This is a genomic window from Roseobacter sp. OBYS 0001, assembly GCF_019654895.1.
Lineage (GTDB): Bacteria > Pseudomonadota > Alphaproteobacteria > Rhodobacterales > Rhodobacteraceae > Roseobacter > Roseobacter litoralis.
In genome coordinates this window covers 846,118-862,599 of record NZ_BPES01000001.1, presented here as the reverse complement: position 1 = coordinate 862,599, position 16,482 = coordinate 846,118, and the positions used below count along the sequence as shown (strand labels likewise).

General features: G+C 56.9%; 19 protein-coding genes and 1 tRNA gene. 3 read left to right on the top strand and 17 right to left on the bottom strand.

Annotation, left to right across the window (positions count from 1 at the left end; genetic code table 11):
* Window positions 1–783: a 30S ribosomal protein S2 gene (gene rpsB / locus K5Q35_RS04165; protein WP_220798545.1), complete on the bottom strand. Its 783-nt coding sequence runs from the start codon at window positions 781–783 to the stop codon at window positions 1–3.
* Window positions 784–1,061: 278 nt separating this feature from the next.
* Here rpsB and K5Q35_RS04160 point away from each other — a divergent pair, with 278 nt between their 5' ends.
* Entirely contained in the window at window positions 1,062–1,649 is a 588-nt protein-coding gene (locus K5Q35_RS04160; protein WP_220798544.1) for a PA14 domain-containing protein, read from the top strand.
* 7 nt (window positions 1,650–1,656) lie between these two features.
* On the opposite strand, the gene K5Q35_RS04155 is transcribed toward K5Q35_RS04160, so the two are convergent.
* From K5Q35_RS04155 to K5Q35_RS04145, 3 genes are all read right to left on the bottom strand, one after another.
* Window positions 1,657–2,478, bottom strand: coding sequence for a 1-acyl-sn-glycerol-3-phosphate acyltransferase (locus K5Q35_RS04155; RefSeq protein ID WP_259650448.1), 822 nt, complete (start codon window positions 2,476–2,478; stop codon window positions 1,657–1,659).
* Entirely contained in the window at window positions 2,475–3,239 is a 765-nt protein-coding gene (locus K5Q35_RS04150; protein ID WP_220798543.1) for a GNAT family N-acetyltransferase, read from the bottom strand. Before K5Q35_RS04150 ends, K5Q35_RS04155 begins: the two co-directional genes overlap by 4 nt.
* A 125-nt stretch (window positions 3,240–3,364) precedes the next feature.
* Window positions 3,365–3,547: a DUF3553 domain-containing protein gene (locus tag K5Q35_RS04145; RefSeq protein WP_013961820.1), complete on the bottom strand. Its 183-nt coding sequence runs from the start codon at window positions 3,545–3,547 to the stop codon at window positions 3,365–3,367.
* A gap of 27 nt (window positions 3,548–3,574) precedes the next feature.
* Between K5Q35_RS04145 and K5Q35_RS04140 the strand changes: the two genes are divergently transcribed.
* Entirely contained in the window at window positions 3,575–4,171 is a 597-nt protein-coding gene (locus tag K5Q35_RS04140; protein ID WP_013961819.1) for a histidine phosphotransferase family protein, read from the top strand.
* On the opposite strand, the gene K5Q35_RS04135 is transcribed toward K5Q35_RS04140, so the two are convergent.
* From K5Q35_RS04135 to K5Q35_RS04090, 10 genes are all read right to left on the bottom strand, one after another.
* Window positions 4,168–5,433 (bottom strand): glutamate-5-semialdehyde dehydrogenase, encoded by a 1,266-nt coding sequence (locus tag K5Q35_RS04135; RefSeq protein ID WP_259650447.1) that lies wholly within the window; start codon window positions 5,431–5,433, stop codon window positions 4,168–4,170. The two genes, K5Q35_RS04140 and K5Q35_RS04135, sit on opposite strands and share 4 nt — an antisense overlap.
* A gap of 28 nt (window positions 5,434–5,461) precedes the next feature.
* Window positions 5,462–6,586, bottom strand: coding sequence for a glutamate 5-kinase (gene proB / locus K5Q35_RS04130; protein ID WP_220798541.1), 1,125 nt, complete (start codon window positions 6,584–6,586; stop codon window positions 5,462–5,464).
* A complete protein-coding gene (gene obgE / locus K5Q35_RS04125; protein ID WP_220798540.1) occupies window positions 6,574–7,608 on the bottom strand; it encodes a GTPase ObgE in 1,035 nt (344 codons plus the stop codon). Before obgE ends, proB begins: the two co-directional genes overlap by 13 nt.
* A 35-nt stretch (window positions 7,609–7,643) precedes the next feature.
* The gene (locus tag K5Q35_RS04120; protein WP_013961815.1) at window positions 7,644–8,180 is read right to left on the bottom strand and encodes a GNAT family N-acetyltransferase; all 537 of its coding nucleotides are present in this window, start codon (window positions 8,178–8,180) and stop codon (window positions 7,644–7,646) included.
* A gap of 2 nt (window positions 8,181–8,182) precedes the next feature.
* Window positions 8,183–8,785, bottom strand: a complete 603-nt coding sequence (locus tag K5Q35_RS04115; protein WP_220798539.1) for a LysE family translocator — start codon at window positions 8,783–8,785, stop codon at window positions 8,183–8,185.
* Window positions 8,782–9,282, bottom strand: coding sequence for a GNAT family N-acetyltransferase (locus tag K5Q35_RS04110; RefSeq protein WP_220798538.1), 501 nt, complete (start codon window positions 9,280–9,282; stop codon window positions 8,782–8,784). Before K5Q35_RS04110 ends, K5Q35_RS04115 begins: the two co-directional genes overlap by 4 nt.
* 94 nt (window positions 9,283–9,376) lie before the next feature.
* Entirely contained in the window at window positions 9,377–9,646 is a 270-nt protein-coding gene (gene rpmA / locus K5Q35_RS04105; RefSeq protein ID WP_013961812.1) for a 50S ribosomal protein L27, read from the bottom strand.
* Between the two features lie 11 nt (window positions 9,647–9,657).
* Complete coding sequence (locus K5Q35_RS04100) at window positions 9,658–10,308, bottom strand: 50S ribosomal protein L21 (RefSeq protein ID WP_220798537.1); 651 nt, start codon at window positions 10,306–10,308, stop codon at window positions 9,658–9,660.
* Between the two features lie 186 nt (window positions 10,309–10,494).
* Window positions 10,495–11,304: a DUF2059 domain-containing protein gene (locus K5Q35_RS04095; RefSeq protein ID WP_220798536.1), complete on the bottom strand. Its 810-nt coding sequence runs from the start codon at window positions 11,302–11,304 to the stop codon at window positions 10,495–10,497.
* A gap of 3 nt (window positions 11,305–11,307) precedes the next feature.
* Complete coding sequence (locus K5Q35_RS04090) at window positions 11,308–12,147, bottom strand: DUF2059 domain-containing protein (protein ID WP_220798535.1); 840 nt, start codon at window positions 12,145–12,147, stop codon at window positions 11,308–11,310.
* Between the two features lie 155 nt (window positions 12,148–12,302).
* Here K5Q35_RS04090 and K5Q35_RS04085 point away from each other — a divergent pair.
* Window positions 12,303–12,392, top strand: a tRNA-Ser gene (locus K5Q35_RS04085).
* A 473-nt stretch (window positions 12,393–12,865) separates the two neighbouring features.
* Here K5Q35_RS04085 and K5Q35_RS04080 read toward each other — a convergent pair.
* Genes K5Q35_RS04080 through K5Q35_RS04070 form a run of 3 tightly spaced genes read right to left on the bottom strand, consistent with a single transcriptional unit; the run spans window position 12,866 to window position 16,318 of the window.
* On the bottom strand, window positions 12,866–13,903 hold the full coding sequence (locus K5Q35_RS04080; RefSeq protein WP_220798534.1) for an ABC transporter substrate-binding protein: 1,038 nt from the start codon (window positions 13,901–13,903) through the stop codon (window positions 12,866–12,868).
* A gap of 3 nt (window positions 13,904–13,906) precedes the next feature.
* Window positions 13,907–15,433 carry an SLC13 family permease gene (locus K5Q35_RS04075; RefSeq protein ID WP_220798533.1) on the bottom strand — a complete coding sequence of 509 codons (1,527 nt, stop codon included), beginning with the start codon at window positions 15,431–15,433 and terminating at the stop codon, window positions 13,907–13,909.
* A gap of 60 nt (window positions 15,434–15,493) precedes the next feature.
* Complete coding sequence (locus K5Q35_RS04070; protein WP_220798532.1) at window positions 15,494–16,318, bottom strand: sulfotransferase family protein; 825 nt, start codon at window positions 16,316–16,318, stop codon at window positions 15,494–15,496.
* Window positions 16,319–16,482: the final 164 nt, after the last annotated feature.

Genomic DNA, 16,482 nt, shown 5'->3' with positions numbered 1-16,482 from the left:
TCAGGCCTGCGCTTCTTCGGCAGGCGCTTCAGCTGCAACGGCCTCTTCGACCGGGGCTTCTTCCATGGCACCAAGATCAACGCCTGCCGCACCCAGTTGAGCGGACATGCCATCAAGGGCTGCGCGTGCAGCCAGATCGCAGTACAAGGAGATCGCGCGGGACGCGTCGTCATTGCCCGGAATGATGTAATCAATGCCATCGGGCGGGCAGTTTGTATCGACGACGGCCACAACCGGAATGCCCAGCTTGTTGGCTTCAGCAACCGCCAAGGCTTCTTTTTTGACGTCGATCACAAAGATCAGATCGGGGCGACCGCCCATTTCGCGGATACCACCAAGCGAGGATTGCAATTTGCCTTGATCCCGCTCCATGCCGAGGCGCTCTTTCTTGGTGAGACCTTCAAAGCCGCGCTCTGATTGCTCATCGATTGCCTTCAGACGGTTGATCGACTGCGAAACAGTCTGCCAGTTTGTGAGCGTGCCACCCAACCAACGGTGGTTCATGTAATATTGTGCGCATTTTTCTGCAGCATCGGCGATGGGCTGTTGCGCCTGACGCTTGGTGCCTACGAACAGAATGCTGCCGCCCTTGGCGACGGTGTCACGGATCGCCTGCAATGCCTGATCCAGCATTGGAACGGTTTGCGTCAGATCCATGATGTGAATGCCGTTGCGCGCGCCATAGATGAACGGACCCATACGGGGGTTCCAACGCTGCGTCTGGTGGCCGAAGTGAACGCCTGCTTCAAGCAATTGGCGCATGGAGAACTCTGGAAGAGCCATGTTAGTCTACCTTTCCGGTTTATTCCTCGGCGGGGGCATGACACCATTTGGTGCCAACCGGCGGACCGACGGGGATGTCTCCCCCATCAAGCCCAAACCCCGCCTGCGGGTTTCAGTGGCCGCCGTATAGGCCAGCATGTGCCGCGGCGCAAGGACTGAATCCGACTGCTGTGCGTAAACTCTGCGTTTGGGTGCTGCGAGCTCTTGCATGCCATAACTGCCGCGCCCTAAAGTGTCGCCAAAGGACCGCAAAGGTCTCACAAAAATTGGGAGATTTCATGAAACAAGATCTGATTGCCGCCGCATTATCGCTCGCAGTGCTGAGCCCGGTTGCGGCTGTTGCACAGGAGGTCACGCTTGCACCTGCTGATCCGCAACCAAAGGCCAGCGCACTGGCGCCGGGCCTTGCGGTGAATTATGCGACGATTCCAAGCAATGTACGGTCCATAGATCTTGCACGTAAATCGCTTGAACGACGCTCGGAACCAGGTGCACCCATTGCCGGATTATCCCTTGAGGATACTAAAGGAGGCGACAAGGTTCTGACATCTGAGCGCGCAGAACAGGTCGCCGCAGATATTTCTGGATTCATAAAGTTCGATGCGGCAGGCACATATACCCTCGATTTCCTCAGCAATGATGGGCTGCAAATCGCAATTGGCGGGCAAGAAGTCGGGTTCTACGACGGTGTTCATCCCTGTGGCTATGTGGGTGAGATCGAAGTCGCGGTGCCTCAGGCGGGATATTACGCGCTCGAAGCGACCTATTTTCAGCGCAAAGGCACGGCCTGCCTGATGATGGAAATCGGCCCGGACAGCGACGGGCTTGAACTGGCGTCGGACGACATTTTCTTTCACCGGCCTTGAGGCCAAATCAGGCGGTATGCCCGGACCGGATCGCCTCCTCAGCAGTCAGTGCAAGGGTTTTGCGATCCTCAAAAGACGCCACTGACAGTGGCGCATGGTAGTGCACATCCACCCGCCCGTGTCGCGGCGCGGCCAGCAGCATCAGCAGGTGCGGGCCAAAATCCATATCCCCCCACCACCCGTAAAAACGCGGATCGGCATGTTCAGGCGCGGTGTAACGCAGCGATACGGGCTGCACCTGGATTGAGCCACGTAAATCCGGCGCAAAGAATGCGGCGAACAGGCTGGATTTAAACGGCAGCACACGCAATCCATCGCTGCTGGTGCCTTCCGGGAAGAACAGTAAACGATGCCCTGCCCCGAGGCGCTGCGCAAAGAGCTCTGATTGCTGCGCCACTTTCGAGCGGTTTCGTTCGATGAAAACGGTGCCAGTGGCGCGGGCCAGCCATCCGATGCCGGGCCACGCGGCCACTTCGGACTTGGAGACGAAATAAAGCCGTGTCGTGGCGTTCAGCACAAAGATGTCCAGCCAACTGGAATGGTTGGCCACCAATGCGCCTGCGGTTTTTGCAGGGCTGCCACCAGAATGCAGTTTCAACCCGATGATGCGCAACGCATTGCGACAAACAAACACGGTAATATACGGGGTGCAGGGGCGGTGCGCCCCGAACAGCGGCTTTTCGATCAGGCGCAACAGTAACAGCGTCAATAATCCGCCAAAAACCAGCCCCCCCAGCAGCGGCCCCTTGATGCAAACCCGAACCCACCCGGACAGAGTAATCGCGGGCATTTCCGGCGGGGGTGTTGTGCTATGCCAGGTCGGACTCAAGCGCCGGCACCTTGATACAAGCGCGCCTGCCGGTGGTTCATCTGGGCGGTATCCAGCACCAGACAGACATCTGTGGTATTGAATGCATGGTCGATAAAGGCCCCCTCCCCGACGAAACCGCCCAGACGCAGATAGGCTTTGATCAGCGACGGGACCTGCACCATTGCAGCGCGTCGGTCGAGCTCTGTTTCTGCAATTAAGTTCATAGGTTGATAGGCTTCTTCGCGTGCGCGCACCCGCAGGTCAGGTGGCGCAAGATGCCGATGGTGCAGAAGCGACAAAGGTTGTGCAAGTGCTTTGGCGTCGGTGCCATGAAAGCTCGCCACGCCGAAAAGCACCTCAATCCGGTGGTTCGCGATATATGTGGCCAGCCCGCTCCACAGGTGATACATCGCCATGCCCCCTCTGTAATCGCGGTGCAGACAAGAGCGACCCAACTCCAGCACACGGCGTCCCGAATTCAGCAATGCGGACAGATCATATTCAGACGCAGAATAGAATTCACCCGCCTTGACGGCCTGCTCCTGTCGCATCAAACGATACACGCCAACGACTTTACCCTTGGTCGTATCCGTTAAAATCAGATGTTCAAAATAGGGGTCGAACCTGTCTTGCTCAAGCCGGTTGACGTGATCAACCATTGTGCCGCTGCCGCCCAGCTCTTCGACAAAGACCTCATATCTTAACGCTTGCGCTGCCCTCAAATCCTCGGGTGTGCTGGCCAGTTTCGTCACAAAGGAAGGCGCAGAAGTGTCACTCATTTTGCGATCTCAGTCCTTTGGTTGGCAGGGTACCGCTGCCCTATACCACGGCCCCGCAAAGAACCACGCGACCCTTTGACGACTTTACAATATTACGGCACGCGTTAACCTTTTGGAAAGGATGTTCATCCATCAAAGACGGCACGCAATGAAACGCGAGCGCTATCAATGACAATCTTGCCCTCATCCCTAAAATTTACGGTTAATTTGCCACCAATGTTACTTTGTACTTGCCCTGTGCCCCATTCCGGGTGCTCTGGGTGCATAACCAACATGCCCGGCGAGAATATAGCGTTCAAATCTTCCATTGTACCCTTTGTGCGCAGGAGAAAATAATGGGCCAAAGCAACATCAATCTTGGTGCCTTGATCGGCAGTCGCATCTGCCATGACTTGATATCGCCAATCGGCGCAATCAACAATGGTCTGGAACTGCTGGACATGTCCGGTGGCGCGCCCGGGCCCGAGATGGACCTTATTCAGGAAAGCGTTGGCAATGCCAGTGCACGCATCCGGTATTTCCGGGTCGCATTTGGCGCTGCGGGCGAGCAGATGATGGGACGCGCTGAGATTGTTTCAATCATAAAAGATGTGATGCAAGGTTCACGCCTCAATGTGGCTTGGGGTCCGATGGACGCGCAACCCAGATCTCACGTGCGCTTGGCCTTTCTGGCCCTGCTTTGTGTGGAAACCGCAATGCCCTATGGCGGGCGCATCGAAATCAGCCAGGATGACGGGCAATGGTTGCTGCATGGGCATGCAGACAAGCTGAACATTGACCAAACACTTTGGGATATTCTTGCCACCAAGGATGCGCCGGACGATCTGCGCCCGGCACAGGTTCAGTTTGCCTTGCTTCCGCTCATCGCGGGCGATTTGAATCGACGGACCGTGACGGAGATCGGCAAAAGCGAGATAAAGCTCCGGTTTTAAGCGCGGATTGTTCCGTCACCGGTCACCAGATATTTGAAACTGGTCAATTGCGCAGCGCCAACTGGTCCGCGCGCATGCATCTTGCCGGTCGCGATTCCAATTTCGGCACCCATGCCAAACTCGCCACCATCTGCGAATTGCGTGGACGCATTGTGCATCACGATGGCTGAATCCAATTCGGTCATGAACCGACGCGCAGCGCCCGCGTCCTCTGTCAGGATGCAATCGGTGTGATTTGACCCATGGGTCCGGATATGCGCGAGCGCCGTTTCCATGTCGTCAACAACACGGGCGGCGACGATCATATCGAGATATTCCTGCCCCCAATCCTGTGGCGTGGCCTTGCGTACACCGGCAATCGCAGAGATCGCTGCGTCGCCGCGCACTTCGACACCGGCCTGCATCAGTTCCTTGATCACATCCGTGCCGATCGTGGACATCACATCTTTATGGATCAGCAGGCATTCGGCTGCGCCACAAATGCCCGTACGCCGCGTTTTGGCGTTCAATACCACCTTGAGCGCTTTTTCCGCATCCGCCGCCGCATCAATGTAAATGTGCACGATCCCCTCCAGATGCGCGAAAACAGGGACACGCGCTTCACGCTGCACAAGGCCAACCAACCCCTTGCCTCCACGCGGGACAATTACATCAATCGTGTCGACCATGGTGAGCATCTCACTGACGGCGGCACGGTCGCGCGTGGGGACAAGCTGGATCGCCGCCTCTGGCAGGTTCGCATCCCTGAGGCCCTGCACCAGACAGGCATGCAAGGCATTGGAGGAATGAAAGCTCTCTGACCCGCCCCGCAGAATAACGGCATTGCCCGCCTTGAGGCACAGCGCACCGGCATCGACAGTTACATTGGGACGACTTTCGTAGATGACACCAATGACCCCCAATGGCGTGCGCACACGTTCAATATGCAGCCCCGTCGGTTGATCCCAGGCCGCGATTACTTCGCCAACGGGATCTGCCTGCTCGGCAACGGAACGCAGGCTGTTTATGATCCCCCTCAGGCGCTCTTCATTCAGCAAAAGGCGATCCATCATAGCATCACTCAGGCCCTTTTCGCGGCCATAGATGATATCCTTTTCGTTGGCCTCAAGAATAGCGGCGCGCTGTGTCCAGATATGCTCTGCTGCTGAAATCAGGGCGGCGTGCTTACGCTCTGCCGACGCAAAACCGAGCGTGGCAGCAGCAGCTTTGGCGCGCTGGCCAATTTCCACCATCATGGCTGGCACGTTGTCCATATCTTTCATTTGCTTACCCTCCATTGGTTGCAGCACATCAATCGCCATTCTGGATCGTTAATGCCATATCATCGCGGTGGATCAAAGCTGCCCGCGCGGGATATCCCAGCACCGCTTCAATCTCATTGGACTTTCGCCCTTTTATCTTCAAAGCCTCATCGGCCGTGTATCGTACCAAACCATGCCCGACAGTATGCCCTGCCCCATCTGTGATCGCCACCGGGTCGCCGCGTTGAAAACTACCGCTGATATCAGACACGCCGGCAGGCAAAAGGCTTTTGCCGGACCGCAAGGCGGCCAGCGCACCACGATCGAGGCTGACGCTCCCCTTTGGTTTCATGGCAGCGATCCACCCCTTGCGGGCCGCCTGTGGGTCTGTGTCGGCCCGAAACCACGTGGCCGCCGCGCCCTCGTTCAGCGCCCGCAGCGGGTTGAGCACCTCGCCTTGCGTAATGGCCATCCGGCACCCGGCTGCGGTTGCGATTTTGGCCGCCATGAGTTTGGTTTTCATGCCGCCTTTGGAAAGGCCTGATCCGGCATCGCCAGCCATATCTTCAATTTCGGCGGTGATTTCCCCAATTTCATCGAAGCGTTTCGCAGACGGATCAATATGTGGGTTGGCCGAGTAAAACCCGTCGACATCCGACAGCAAGACAAGCTGATCCGCCCCAACGGTCACCGCAATCTGCGCCGCCAGTCGGTCATTATCCCCAAAGCGGATTTCGTCCGTCGCAATCGTGTCATTTTCATTCACGATCGGCACGACGCCCATGCTCAGCAGTTGTTTCAGCGTGGCCCGGCTGTTGAGGTATCGCCGCCGGTTCGAGCTGTCATCCAGCGTCATCAGAACCTGTCCTGTGGTGATCCCGTGAGGCGCCAAGACTTCTTCATATGCGCGGGCAAGGCGGATTTGACCTACCGCAGCCGCGGCCTGCGCCTGCTCCAGAGGCAGATCCGCGCCGGACAATTTCAGAATGCCGCGCCCGAGGGCGATGGAGCCCGACGACACAAGAACGACTTTGACGCCTTGGGTCGTCAACCAGGCAACGTCCTGCGCGAGCGAAGACAGCCACGCCTGCCGCAACCCGCCCGCACCCCGGTCTACCAATAAGGCTGAACCGATTTTGACGACCAGACATTGTGCGTCGGTCAGGGCCGCCATGGCTCTTTTTCCTCGACGGGTTTGTGACGCAGGCGTTCGTCACTGATTTCGCCACGCAGTTTACGCAGAACTTCCGTGACACCGTCCCCGGCCACACCGGACATCGCCATCACATCGCCACCGCTGGCTTTTTCTAATTTTTTCATTGTACTTGCGCGCTGATCTTCATCCAACGCATCAATTTTATTCAGAACAGTGATGCGCGGTTTGTCGGCAAGGCCAACGCCATATGCTTCGAGTTCGCCAATGATCGTGTGATAATCTTCAACAAGCGTTTCCGACGTGCCGTCCACAAGATGCAACAGAACCGCACAACGCTCGATATGACCAAGGAAAAGATCCCCAAGGCCGCGCCCCTGTGATGCACCCTCAATCAGACCGGGAATATCGGCCACGACGAATTCGGCGTTATCGACACCGACGACCCCAAGATTTGGATGCAGCGTTGTAAACGGATAATCCGCGATCTTAGGCCGCGCATTGGACGTGGCAGCCAGAAAGGTAGACTTGCCTGCATTGGGTAGGCCCAACAGACCCACGTCTGCAATCAGCTTCAGCCGCAACCACAAGGTCCGTTCCACGCCGTCCTGCCCCGGATTGCTGCGCCTCGGTGCCTGGTTCGTCGACGACTTGAAATGCAGGTTACCAAAGCCACCGTTGCCACCGCGCGCCAGTTGCACCCGTTGACCGACCTCGGTGAGATCGCACAGCACGGTTTCCTGATCTTCGTCCAGAATTTCGGTGCCTACGGGGACGCGCAAAACGATGTCATCACCGTCTTTGCCCGTGCGCTGCCGACCCATCCCCGGCTGCCCGTTCTTGGCAAAGAAATGCTGCTGATAACGGAAATCAATCAGGGTGTTGAGCCCGTCGACCGCCTCGGCCCAGACCGATCCGCCGCCGCCGCCATCACCGCCATCAGGACCACCGTATTCGATGTATTTTTCACGCCGGAAGCTGACGCAACCGCCGCCCCCCGCGCCGGATCGAATATAAACTTTGCACAGATCAAGAAATTTCATGCAAGCTTCCTAGCCTGAAGGGCCGCGCCCCTCAATTACAGTTTTTTCAAATACGTCCAGGTTGGCACGGTTGTCTCGCGCGCAACACTGAAACTTTCCGCATCCCCAAGGTATTCAAAACCACAATGTGTCAGAACCCGCGCCGAGGCTGGATTGTCCTGAAACACGCTGGCAAAGAATGTTTTATCCTCATGCGGGTTCGCGTCAATCAGGGCCTGCACCGCTTCGGAGGCAAGGCCTGTGTTCCAATAGGGCGGCGCGACCCAGTATTCTATCTCGGATTGTTCCCGTTCGATGCGTTCAAGCGAAATCACCCCCATCAACTCTGATGCGTCCGCCTTAGAGCCGTCAATGGCCCAGATGTCCTGATCGCGCTTATCCGCCATGGCGCGCGACACATAGGCGTCGATCATGCCCGGCGGCACGGGGTGCGGGATCGATGTCGTCATCCGCGCGACCCGCTCGTCCCCGCCATATAGCTCGATCAGACCCATGTCTGACCGGCGCAAGGGGCGCAAATCAAAGCGCTCCGTTTCTACAAGGGCCTGTATCGCAATCTTTTCCATTTCCATCGCTATGCTCCTCCTCCGAACAACACGAAAAGTACCGAAGCGACGGTCAAAGCCGCCAAACTCCACATCAAATAAGGTTCGCCCGCCGTGCCTGCCACGGTGCGCGCTATCCCGTCACCTGCCAGCGCCCAGATCGGGTGCAGGACGATCTGACAGGCCAACAAGACCGCAGCGATTGTTGCCGTGGCCTCAAGCGTCGGCGTGCCGGGGGCAACGAATGCGGTGAAACCACCGACGATCATCGCCCAGGCCTTGGGGTTAAGCGGGTGCACAATCAAACCGGCCGCAAAACCCGGAGCCTGTGCAGCCTGCCCTGTGGTATTGAGGCGCATATTCGCCACCTTCCACGCCAGCCAGATAATATAGGCGGCGGAGGCATATTTCAGCATTTCAAACACCCAAGGGGCGCGATCCGCCAGCTCCATCAGGCCGAAACCGACGGGCCAGATCACCAGCTGCTTGCCCAAGGCAACACCCACCACAAAAGGAAGTGCTGCGCGAAACCCATACCGCGCGCCGGTCGCCAAGAGCGCCATATTGGCAGGCCCCGGCGTGCCAACCTGAGAGGCGGCAAAAATAGCAAAACTGGCGACGGCGACGCTCATGCCTGCGTCCTCCATTGATCGGCAGATAACGTCATATGCTGAACTTCGACGTCCGCCTTCTCGGTTTGACTGAGGTGCCACTGACGAGTTGTGTCCTTGAACCCAAGCCTGATCAGCAGCTTGCGAGATGCGGTGTTCCCGACGCGGTGGCCCGACGCCAAGCTATTGTTGGTCTTGGCAAAGTAACGGTCCACCAGCGCGGTCGCAGCTTCGGTTGCATACCCCTTGCCCCAATAAGGCACGCCCAGCCAGTAGCCAAGCTCCTCGTCAATGCCACAGCCACCGATCAAATCGTCACCTAACGTGATGGCAAGCGCCTCATCTTCGTTACGCGCACGGCTGACGAACGTATTTGCATCAACATCGGTGTAGGGATGCGGTACGCGTGGCAGCCAGCGCGACACCTTGTGGTTGCCGATCAATGCGACCAACGCCGCGCAGTCCTCCGCCCGATGTGGGCGCAGGACCAAGCGGTCGGTATGGATGCATTTCGACATCGGTGGGGCCTAACAGCTTTTTGTGACGAAAATGAGAAAGGGGACCGGCGGTAACGCCGATCCCCCTGATTGTGTCATGTCCTTGAGGAAGGGCTTATTCAGCGGCCTCCGCCACCGGCAGAACCGAAATAAACGTGCGGTTTTTGAGACCCTTGTGGAAAGTCACAGAACCATCAACTGTTGCAAAGATCGTGTGATCCTTGCCCATGCCAACACCGGCCGCTGGCCAGAATTTTGTCCCGCGCTGACGCACGATGATGTTGCCGGGGATGACCGCTTCACCACCGTATTTTTTCACGCCCAGACGACGACCCGCTGAGTCGCGACCGTTACGGGATGAACCACCTGCTTTTTTATGTGCCATTTGGTCTCTCCTTAGCCTTTAGCCAGTTCTTTGGCCTGTTCGATCCAGCCTTCACGCTCGATCCGGCCTTTGAATGACAGTTTCTCGTCCATAGCAGCTACGTCCGCTTCGGTCCATGCTGCGATTTGAGCAAAGGAGGTCACGCCGCCTTCGATCAGCTTTTTCTCAAGTGCCGGGCCAACGCCGGACAGCTTTTTCAGATCATCCGCACCTGCCGCGGGCGCTGCTTCAGCCTTTTCGGCTTTGGCTGGCGCAGCTTTCTTGGCGGCCTTTGGTGCAGCGGCAGCAACCGCTGTGGGCGATACGGAGCTCGCGCCCATTGCGGCTTTGACACCGGATTTATCTGCGCCGGATGCCAGAATGTCGGTGACCTTGATCAAGGTCAGTTTCTGACGATGACCCTTGGTGCGCTTGGAAGAGTGCTTCCGGCGGCGCTTGACGAAATTGATGACCTTTTCGCCTTTGATCTGATCGACAACCTCGGCCTGAACGCCCGCGTCCTTGACGAAGGGTGCGCCTACGACAGTGTCATCACCGCCAAGCATCAAAACTTCGTTGAACTGAACCGTTTCACCTGCATCAGCAGCCAGTTTCTCGACGCGCAGCATATCGCCCGCCTGAACCTTATACTGCTTGCCGCCAGTCTTGAGGACTGCAAACATCGTGTTTCCTTTTCTTTATCGCGCTCTGTGGCCCCCGGTCTATCCGGTGTTGTGACCTTATGGTCGCCTCGAACTGCGCATCCTCGCAAGGATGTAAGTTAAATAGCAAAAAGATCCGCGAACCGGACCCCTAAAGATGAAGCCGTCGTTTGCACCGGCGCGTGGCTCTTGTCAAGCGAAAGCCGCCTAGATTTCATCCCCTTCGGCATTTAACGCCACAGCCCGCCCCAATGCATAGGAAATGTCGCGGTAAACCGTTTCGAACCCCTCAAACAGTGCGGCATTCAACGCCTGTCCCTCCGGGGTTTCTGCATAGGCGACATATCTTTGCATCGTCTGTGGTGGCAAGGGTTGATAGGCCAACAGCAAAAAGCCGTTCAGCCATTCATTGGTGTCTGCCCTGATGTCTTCCTGCTGCGCCCAGACTTCCGCGAGGATATCCTCTTCGCTCTCATCTGTGTAGTGTCCATCAGCCAGACCCTTGTAGAACTGGTAATTGGAACTCATGGCACCTGAGACGTTGCGCTCCAGCAGATCGTTCACCTCGATATAGCGGCTCACCTGTTGAAACAACGGATCATCACTGCCCTGAAGGCTCAGAAACAAGTCTCGTGCAGCCTCTTCCACATCCGGGTCCGTCATCGCGCGTCGGGCCGCATTTTCCAAATCAATGATCCGCGTGGCGGCATCCGTGCTGAAAAACGCAAGGGCGGCATCGACATCGGCAACAGTCAATCCCTGCTCAAGGGCCTGACGGATTTGTTCCGTGATGATTTCAACATCGTAAATCTGATCAACCTGCGCCTGCCAGAACGTGCCCCCCTGCCCGTTCAGCATGTCGTTGTCCAGCGTTTCGGCATAAGTGAAACCTTCGTCGCGCAATATGCCAACCACTTCGGTGATCCGCAGCACATCCATCAAGACGGTCATGCGCGCATTTGCCCAAAGCGGGGATGCACAGATCGTCAGGCAAACGGCGAGCAGCACAGCACGCATGGCTTACAACTCCTGAGTTGGGCGCAATTCACTCATCGCCAGCGCCATCTGTTCGTAACGATCGGCCATGATTTCAAACTGAACAGCATTCATCAAAGCATAGACCTTCTGCATCTTGGGGTGCTCAAGCGCATCCGCATAGGCACTGATTTCATCATCCGAAAACGACTGATACGTATAGGCCGACGCGGCAAGACCATTCACTTTCATGTTCCGGCGCATCTCGCCTTCCTGCCGCTTGAGGTTTTCACGCAGGTCCGTCTCATCCATGCGTAACTCGATGACCCCCGCGGCGGCCGCTGCCATCAAAAAGCGTACCTGCACCTCCTGAATGGCATGAATGGATGCATCCTCGGAGCCGACCGCGTCATTGAGACGCTTCAACTCCTCCAGGCGGGGCGAACCGATTTGAACGAGCCCTGCGACAATCGCCTGACCGCTTTCTGCCTTCAGTTCGTCATCGTCTTTCATATGCGAGGCGTTTTCCACCACAAGAAGACGCGCGCCCAAATCTGACGTGTAGAAATCGACAGCATGAATCATCAGATCGTCCTCAAGCGTCTGGGACAAAATATCGATCGCCATGTCGTGCATTTTCTGCGCGTCAAATATATCCGCCACCAGCGCTGTCCATTGCAGGCCGAAGTTCTCGGCTTCAACGCCGATCATGGCCGGCGCACTGCTCGCGGTCAGCTTCATGCTTTCCAAGGCAACATCAAACCCGGTGGCGCTCAGAAAGGCTTCGAGCCGGTCGGTATTTTGGGCGTCCGATGGTTTTGCAATGGTGACAATGGCTGCGCAAAGCGTCAAAACCAGCAACCCTGCCCGGATCATCGATGTCATCTGTACCTCCTTTTTCGGAACCTGCATGTTCTGACCTCTTAGCTTAGGACAATTGCGCAAAGGAGCAATGAAATTTCCCGTGTGCGCAACAAGTGGCGTGATCCCTCTTGTAAGGAGATGAAATTCCAATTACACGCGCCGCACCAGACCCCCGCGGAGAGGTGCCGGAGTGGTCGAACGGGGCGGTCTCGAAAACCGTTGTGGGTGCAAGCCCACCCAGGGTTCGAATCCCTGTCTCTCCGCCAACTTGATCTAAACCAGTGACTTAAGACTTCGAGCAACAAGCGCGCCGCAAAGTGGGGCACAAGCCCATGAAGCTGTCGGCCTACCTTTTCTCGTCGAGACACGGCGTCTACTATGCCCGCTGGCCTCTGCCCGCTGTTGAAGATCAAGGCCGCTTGACTGACAGTTTGTTAAAAACCAAATGCCCTGATTTGCAAGACCAAGGCGGCAAAGCCAGCGATTTGGAGCGTTCATTCCCGAGCGACATATTGCGCGGACATGATCGAATTCTCCGTACCACGAGAATGGGCAACGCGGTATCACACGCCTGTTTCGTTGATTTGCCCTTCGTGGGACACGCGTGATTTCGATCTGAATGCGCGGTCATAGCACCTTCCCGGACGCGCACGTATCCCCTGTTCTATTTCAGTGGCCTAGCCGACGGGCATGTTTCGCTGCGCGACGAAAGAAAAACGGCGCGGCAGTGTTTTGGCACTTATCGTTCGAAGGTGTTCGTCGCGCGGGCGAAGGCTTCGTAGACCTGTGGCAACATCAACCCATGGCGCGCGAGCCGCTCTTGTGACATCGAGACAAGAAACTGCAGATTGTCACGCGCCGGAATTTCTGTTGCGGCCTGCCCACTGATCAGCAGGCCCGCCAACTCGGCGGCGACTTGCCCCTGTTCGATGGGCGATGCACCGACAGAAAAGGTCGCGCCATCTTCTGTGTTGAATACATTCATGCCGATCACCGGGATGCTCGCGTTGGCCTCGGTCCACGCCATGACCTCTTGTGCCGGTACAAAACCTGCATCCGTGTCAGACCGTTTCAATTGGCGATAATTGGTGACGATGATGATATCCGCCATGCCTTCGGAGCGGCGCACTTCTTCCTGCCACGCGGGATAGTTGTCCACGGCGACGGAGGCGGTGTAAACCAGCGGCGACCAGTCGAAACCATCGACGTTGGGCCGATCGCGGATCACTGAGACCGACCTGTCCATCACATATCTTATGCGGATGGGCCGGCTACCATCCCATGGTGCGCTTGCGACACCCGTTTGCCGCAGCGCTGCAATCGCATCACGGACCGGCCCCATGGCGCGGTTTTCGCGAATACCGGTGACATTCGTGGCGCTGTCATAGCCAAACGCGGATACAGGCCCATTGATCCCGGCATAGACGATCTTGATCGTCGGGTGGTTGGCGTAGTCCTGCATGACCAATGCATGGGCGAGGTTATCGATTGCAATGACGACATCGGGCTTCCAACGCTCCACGGCATTGCCAGCCTGCACACCAGCCCGGCGCAGGGAATCTGCGTCTGAGAACTTCTTGGTGTACATGTAATGCGCATTCAGATGCACATCGCTCCAGGAACGCGTGACTCTATCCAGACCTTCGATGACGCCAGCAGTCCAGGCGTAGTCAGGCTCATAACTTTGCAACACCAGCACGCGCGGTTTGCCAGCGTGATAGGTGAGCGCCCCCCCAAGCAGGGTCAGGATCACGATAATACTAAGGACACGTATCATGGTTCAGAGTATCCCGAGGCTTTTCCAGAACGGAATGGATGCTAAAATAGCACCAAGCCGCAATGCCACAATGGCGATGCGCTGGATCGTCAGGCGCGTCAAAGAGATGGTGCGACCGGGATCTTTGCCAATGCCGGTCGCATGTCGGAAGGCCACATGCATCGGTGACTGAAAATCAAAGATCAATGCATCATTCAGCATCAGAATGGAAAATCCGACAACCCACGCGGATACGCCAGAGGCTTCGGCCAGTGGCAACAGGGCGGTCACCAGTACAAGCGTGACCGCCGTTTGCGGGATGATAATCCGCGCCGTCACGATCACCCCCGCCAGAATGAGAATGAAGGTGGCAAAATCCTGCCGCAGAATATCCCCCAGCCACGAGATTTCGGTGACAAGCAGGTCGGTCAGACCGAGATGTGCCGCGGTATTCGTAAAGCCCACAAGCGCGCCCAGCAAAAAGATGAACGACCAATCAATTTCGGACACAAAGTCGGATTTATTCATGATCTGAACACAAAACAGCAATGACAGGATCAGAAAAGCCAAAACCGGCGCCGGTATCAGGTGCATCGGCGTGGTCAGAACGCCGACACCCAGCAAGACAATACCGCCAATCGCCCCCCATTCGCGCTGCGACAGTTTTTCGGAAGGGGTAACAACCTCAGCGCCCTGCCCCGCCGGGGTTTTGCCCTCCGCGAGGGCTTCGAACTCCTTGCGCGACAAGGCTTTGGTCGCACTGCCAAGGTCCTTGGTATCTGTTTTCTTAATTCTGGTGGCGTCAAATGACGTGAGGAGTGCAATCACGATATAGCCGGCAATCATCACGGCAATCGCAACTGAGGCCGCCGTAACCCAATCAACGAATTGAAAGGCGACGCGTTCCTGCTGTGGTAACATAGAATAGACGATCAGGTTGACCGGGGCGGCTGTCAGAAAGGCCGCAGTCAAAAGCGTCACGCCATCCAGCCCCCCCATAAAGATCAATGTACGGCCCTTGGTCCCGATCTGCGGGCCGATCCGCTCTTCCAATTGCGCGACCAATGGCGCGACGACGGCGAGGCGTCCAGCAGGTGACGGCAGAAATGGGGTGAGCAGCAGACCCCCAAAAAACAACGTGCCGCTATATGCAAGCACATTCCCCGGAAGGCGGTTGATCATCAGCGCAGCACAGCGATTAACCAGCCCGGATGTGCGGATCAACGCCCCCAACCCCAGAATTGCAATGATGAGCAAATACCCAAAAGAGGAAAATCCGCTCAAGACGATTTCCGGCGGCGCTGCACCGACCAGAAGGATCATGACCACCGCCAAAAGTCCGGGCACGAAATCCGGCAGAAGGCTGAAGGGCCACATGACCAGCGGCAGCGAAATAATAGCCAGAAATACCGCTGAGTTTGAGGCCATTCCCGCATTGCGCAGCGCAAAAAAGACGCCAAAGGGGACCACGAGGCAAAGACACCACCCCAAAACCTCCACAATCGGTGGCGGGCCCGTGTGGCGCACGGATGGTTGGGTCTTATCACTCATGATGTCGCCCCTTTTGCGAACAGGTCAACGCACGCAGGAGAAAAACGCAAATTCATCCACCTAGTCATGGCTCAAACCCTCAACAGGCTGTTTCATGCATTTCGCAGTGCCCGGCAGGGACGTGGACAAAGCACGGTAGCGGTCAAAAACGCCCAAGTTCATGAGTGTTTCATTTTCCTGCACAGAGATGACACCCGCAGGTTTCATTGGGGAAATACCTGTGGCCCTGATCACAGGTTCATGCGCTTGCGGCGTGAGAAAGGCCTCGGGCTCATTCGGCAGAACGACCCCGGATCCCTCCGCCCCGAAGCCGGGTTTTCTATCCCAACCTTCCAAGGCGTCCAGCGGGAATTCTCGCCCCATCACAGCAAAGAGTGCCGCAAGTTCCGCTTGGGGGCTCTGGCATAGGTCTTCATAAAACATGGCATATGACGGAACTCCGGCTATTGATGCCGTCTCAACGCAGCGCTGACACGCGGCCCAGGATTGTGCGAAGACCTCGGGCGATGTGCGCCCCTCCCAATAATAGCGCCAGGATGCCCATACTGCCGCCGGATCGCGCAACAGCACAACCAGCGCGATACGATCCGCAGGCAAATTTGAGGCCAGCAATTCGGCCAAAGGGTCATAGGTTGTCTCTTCAAAGTGGAACGGTCCGAAAGTCTCCTTCATGAAGATCGCACGATCCTCAATATTGGCTGGCGGATACCACGGATGCTCCTGCCCCTCGTAGCGCCAGCGGCGCGCATTCTTGATCGGTTGAAAATATGCAGGCACCCCAGCATGGCCGAAGGCGCGCAACAGTATCGTTGATCCACTGCGGCACGGGCACACCAAGAGTAACACGCGGTCGGGCGTCGTCTCCCACTGTGAGACGAGCGGCATTTGGGGTATACGTGCGGCACTGGATGTCAAAATAAAAGCCTGAAATCAATAAACTCAATGACGTGGTTCACCTTACTATACATGGAAATATCAACATGTCATTCCCCACTGGGTTGTAAATTCTCAGGTATCAGGCGGGATGCCCAAATGACCTGAAACCGCGT

Bases quoted from the DNA above. Each gene is read 5' to 3' on its own strand.
- rpmA (WP_013961812.1), bottom strand. From the start codon at position 9,646: ATGGCACATAAAAAAGCAGGTGGTTCATCCCGTAACGGTCGCGACTCA.
- K5Q35_RS04090 (WP_220798535.1), bottom strand. From the start codon at position 12,147: ATGACATCGATGATCCGGGCAGGGTTGCTGGTTTTGACGCTTTGCGCA.
- K5Q35_RS04110 (WP_220798538.1), bottom strand. From the start codon at position 9,282: ATGTCGAAATGCATCCATACCGACCGCTTGGTCCTGCGCCCACATCGG.
- K5Q35_RS04100 (WP_220798537.1), bottom strand. From the start codon at position 10,308: ATGTTTGCAGTCCTCAAGACTGGCGGCAAGCAGTATAAGGTTCAGGCG.
- K5Q35_RS04145 (WP_013961820.1), bottom strand. From the start codon at position 3,547: ATGGAAGATTTGAACGCTATATTCTCGCCGGGCATGTTGGTTATGCAC.
- K5Q35_RS04140 (WP_013961819.1), top strand. From the start codon at position 3,575: ATGGGCCAAAGCAACATCAATCTTGGTGCCTTGATCGGCAGTCGCATC.
- K5Q35_RS04135 (WP_259650447.1), bottom strand. From the start codon at position 5,433: ATGAAAGATATGGACAACGTGCCAGCCATGATGGTGGAAATTGGCCAG.
- K5Q35_RS04120 (WP_013961815.1), bottom strand. From the start codon at position 8,180: ATGGAAATGGAAAAGATTGCGATACAGGCCCTTGTAGAAACGGAGCGC.
- K5Q35_RS04095 (WP_220798536.1), bottom strand. From the start codon at position 11,304: ATGCGTGCTGTGCTGCTCGCCGTTTGCCTGACGATCTGTGCATCCCCG.
- K5Q35_RS04075 (WP_220798533.1), bottom strand. From the start codon at position 15,433: ATGAGTGATAAGACCCAACCATCCGTGCGCCACACGGGCCCGCCACCG.
- K5Q35_RS04115 (WP_220798539.1), bottom strand. From the start codon at position 8,785: ATGAGCGTCGCCGTCGCCAGTTTTGCTATTTTTGCCGCCTCTCAGGTT.
- K5Q35_RS04160 (WP_220798544.1), top strand. From the start codon at position 1,062: ATGAAACAAGATCTGATTGCCGCCGCATTATCGCTCGCAGTGCTGAGC.
- K5Q35_RS04070 (WP_220798532.1), bottom strand. From the start codon at position 16,318: ATGCCGCTCGTCTCACAGTGGGAGACGACGCCCGACCGCGTGTTACTC.
- obgE (WP_220798540.1), bottom strand. From the start codon at position 7,608: ATGAAATTTCTTGATCTGTGCAAAGTTTATATTCGATCCGGCGCGGGG.
- rpsB (WP_220798545.1), bottom strand. From the start codon at position 783: ATGGCTCTTCCAGAGTTCTCCATGCGCCAATTGCTTGAAGCAGGCGTT.
- K5Q35_RS04150 (WP_220798543.1), bottom strand. From the start codon at position 3,239: ATGAGTGACACTTCTGCGCCTTCCTTTGTGACGAAACTGGCCAGCACA.
- K5Q35_RS04080 (WP_220798534.1), bottom strand. From the start codon at position 13,903: ATGATACGTGTCCTTAGTATTATCGTGATCCTGACCCTGCTTGGGGGG.
- proB (WP_220798541.1), bottom strand. From the start codon at position 6,586: ATGGCGGCCCTGACCGACGCACAATGTCTGGTCGTCAAAATCGGTTCA.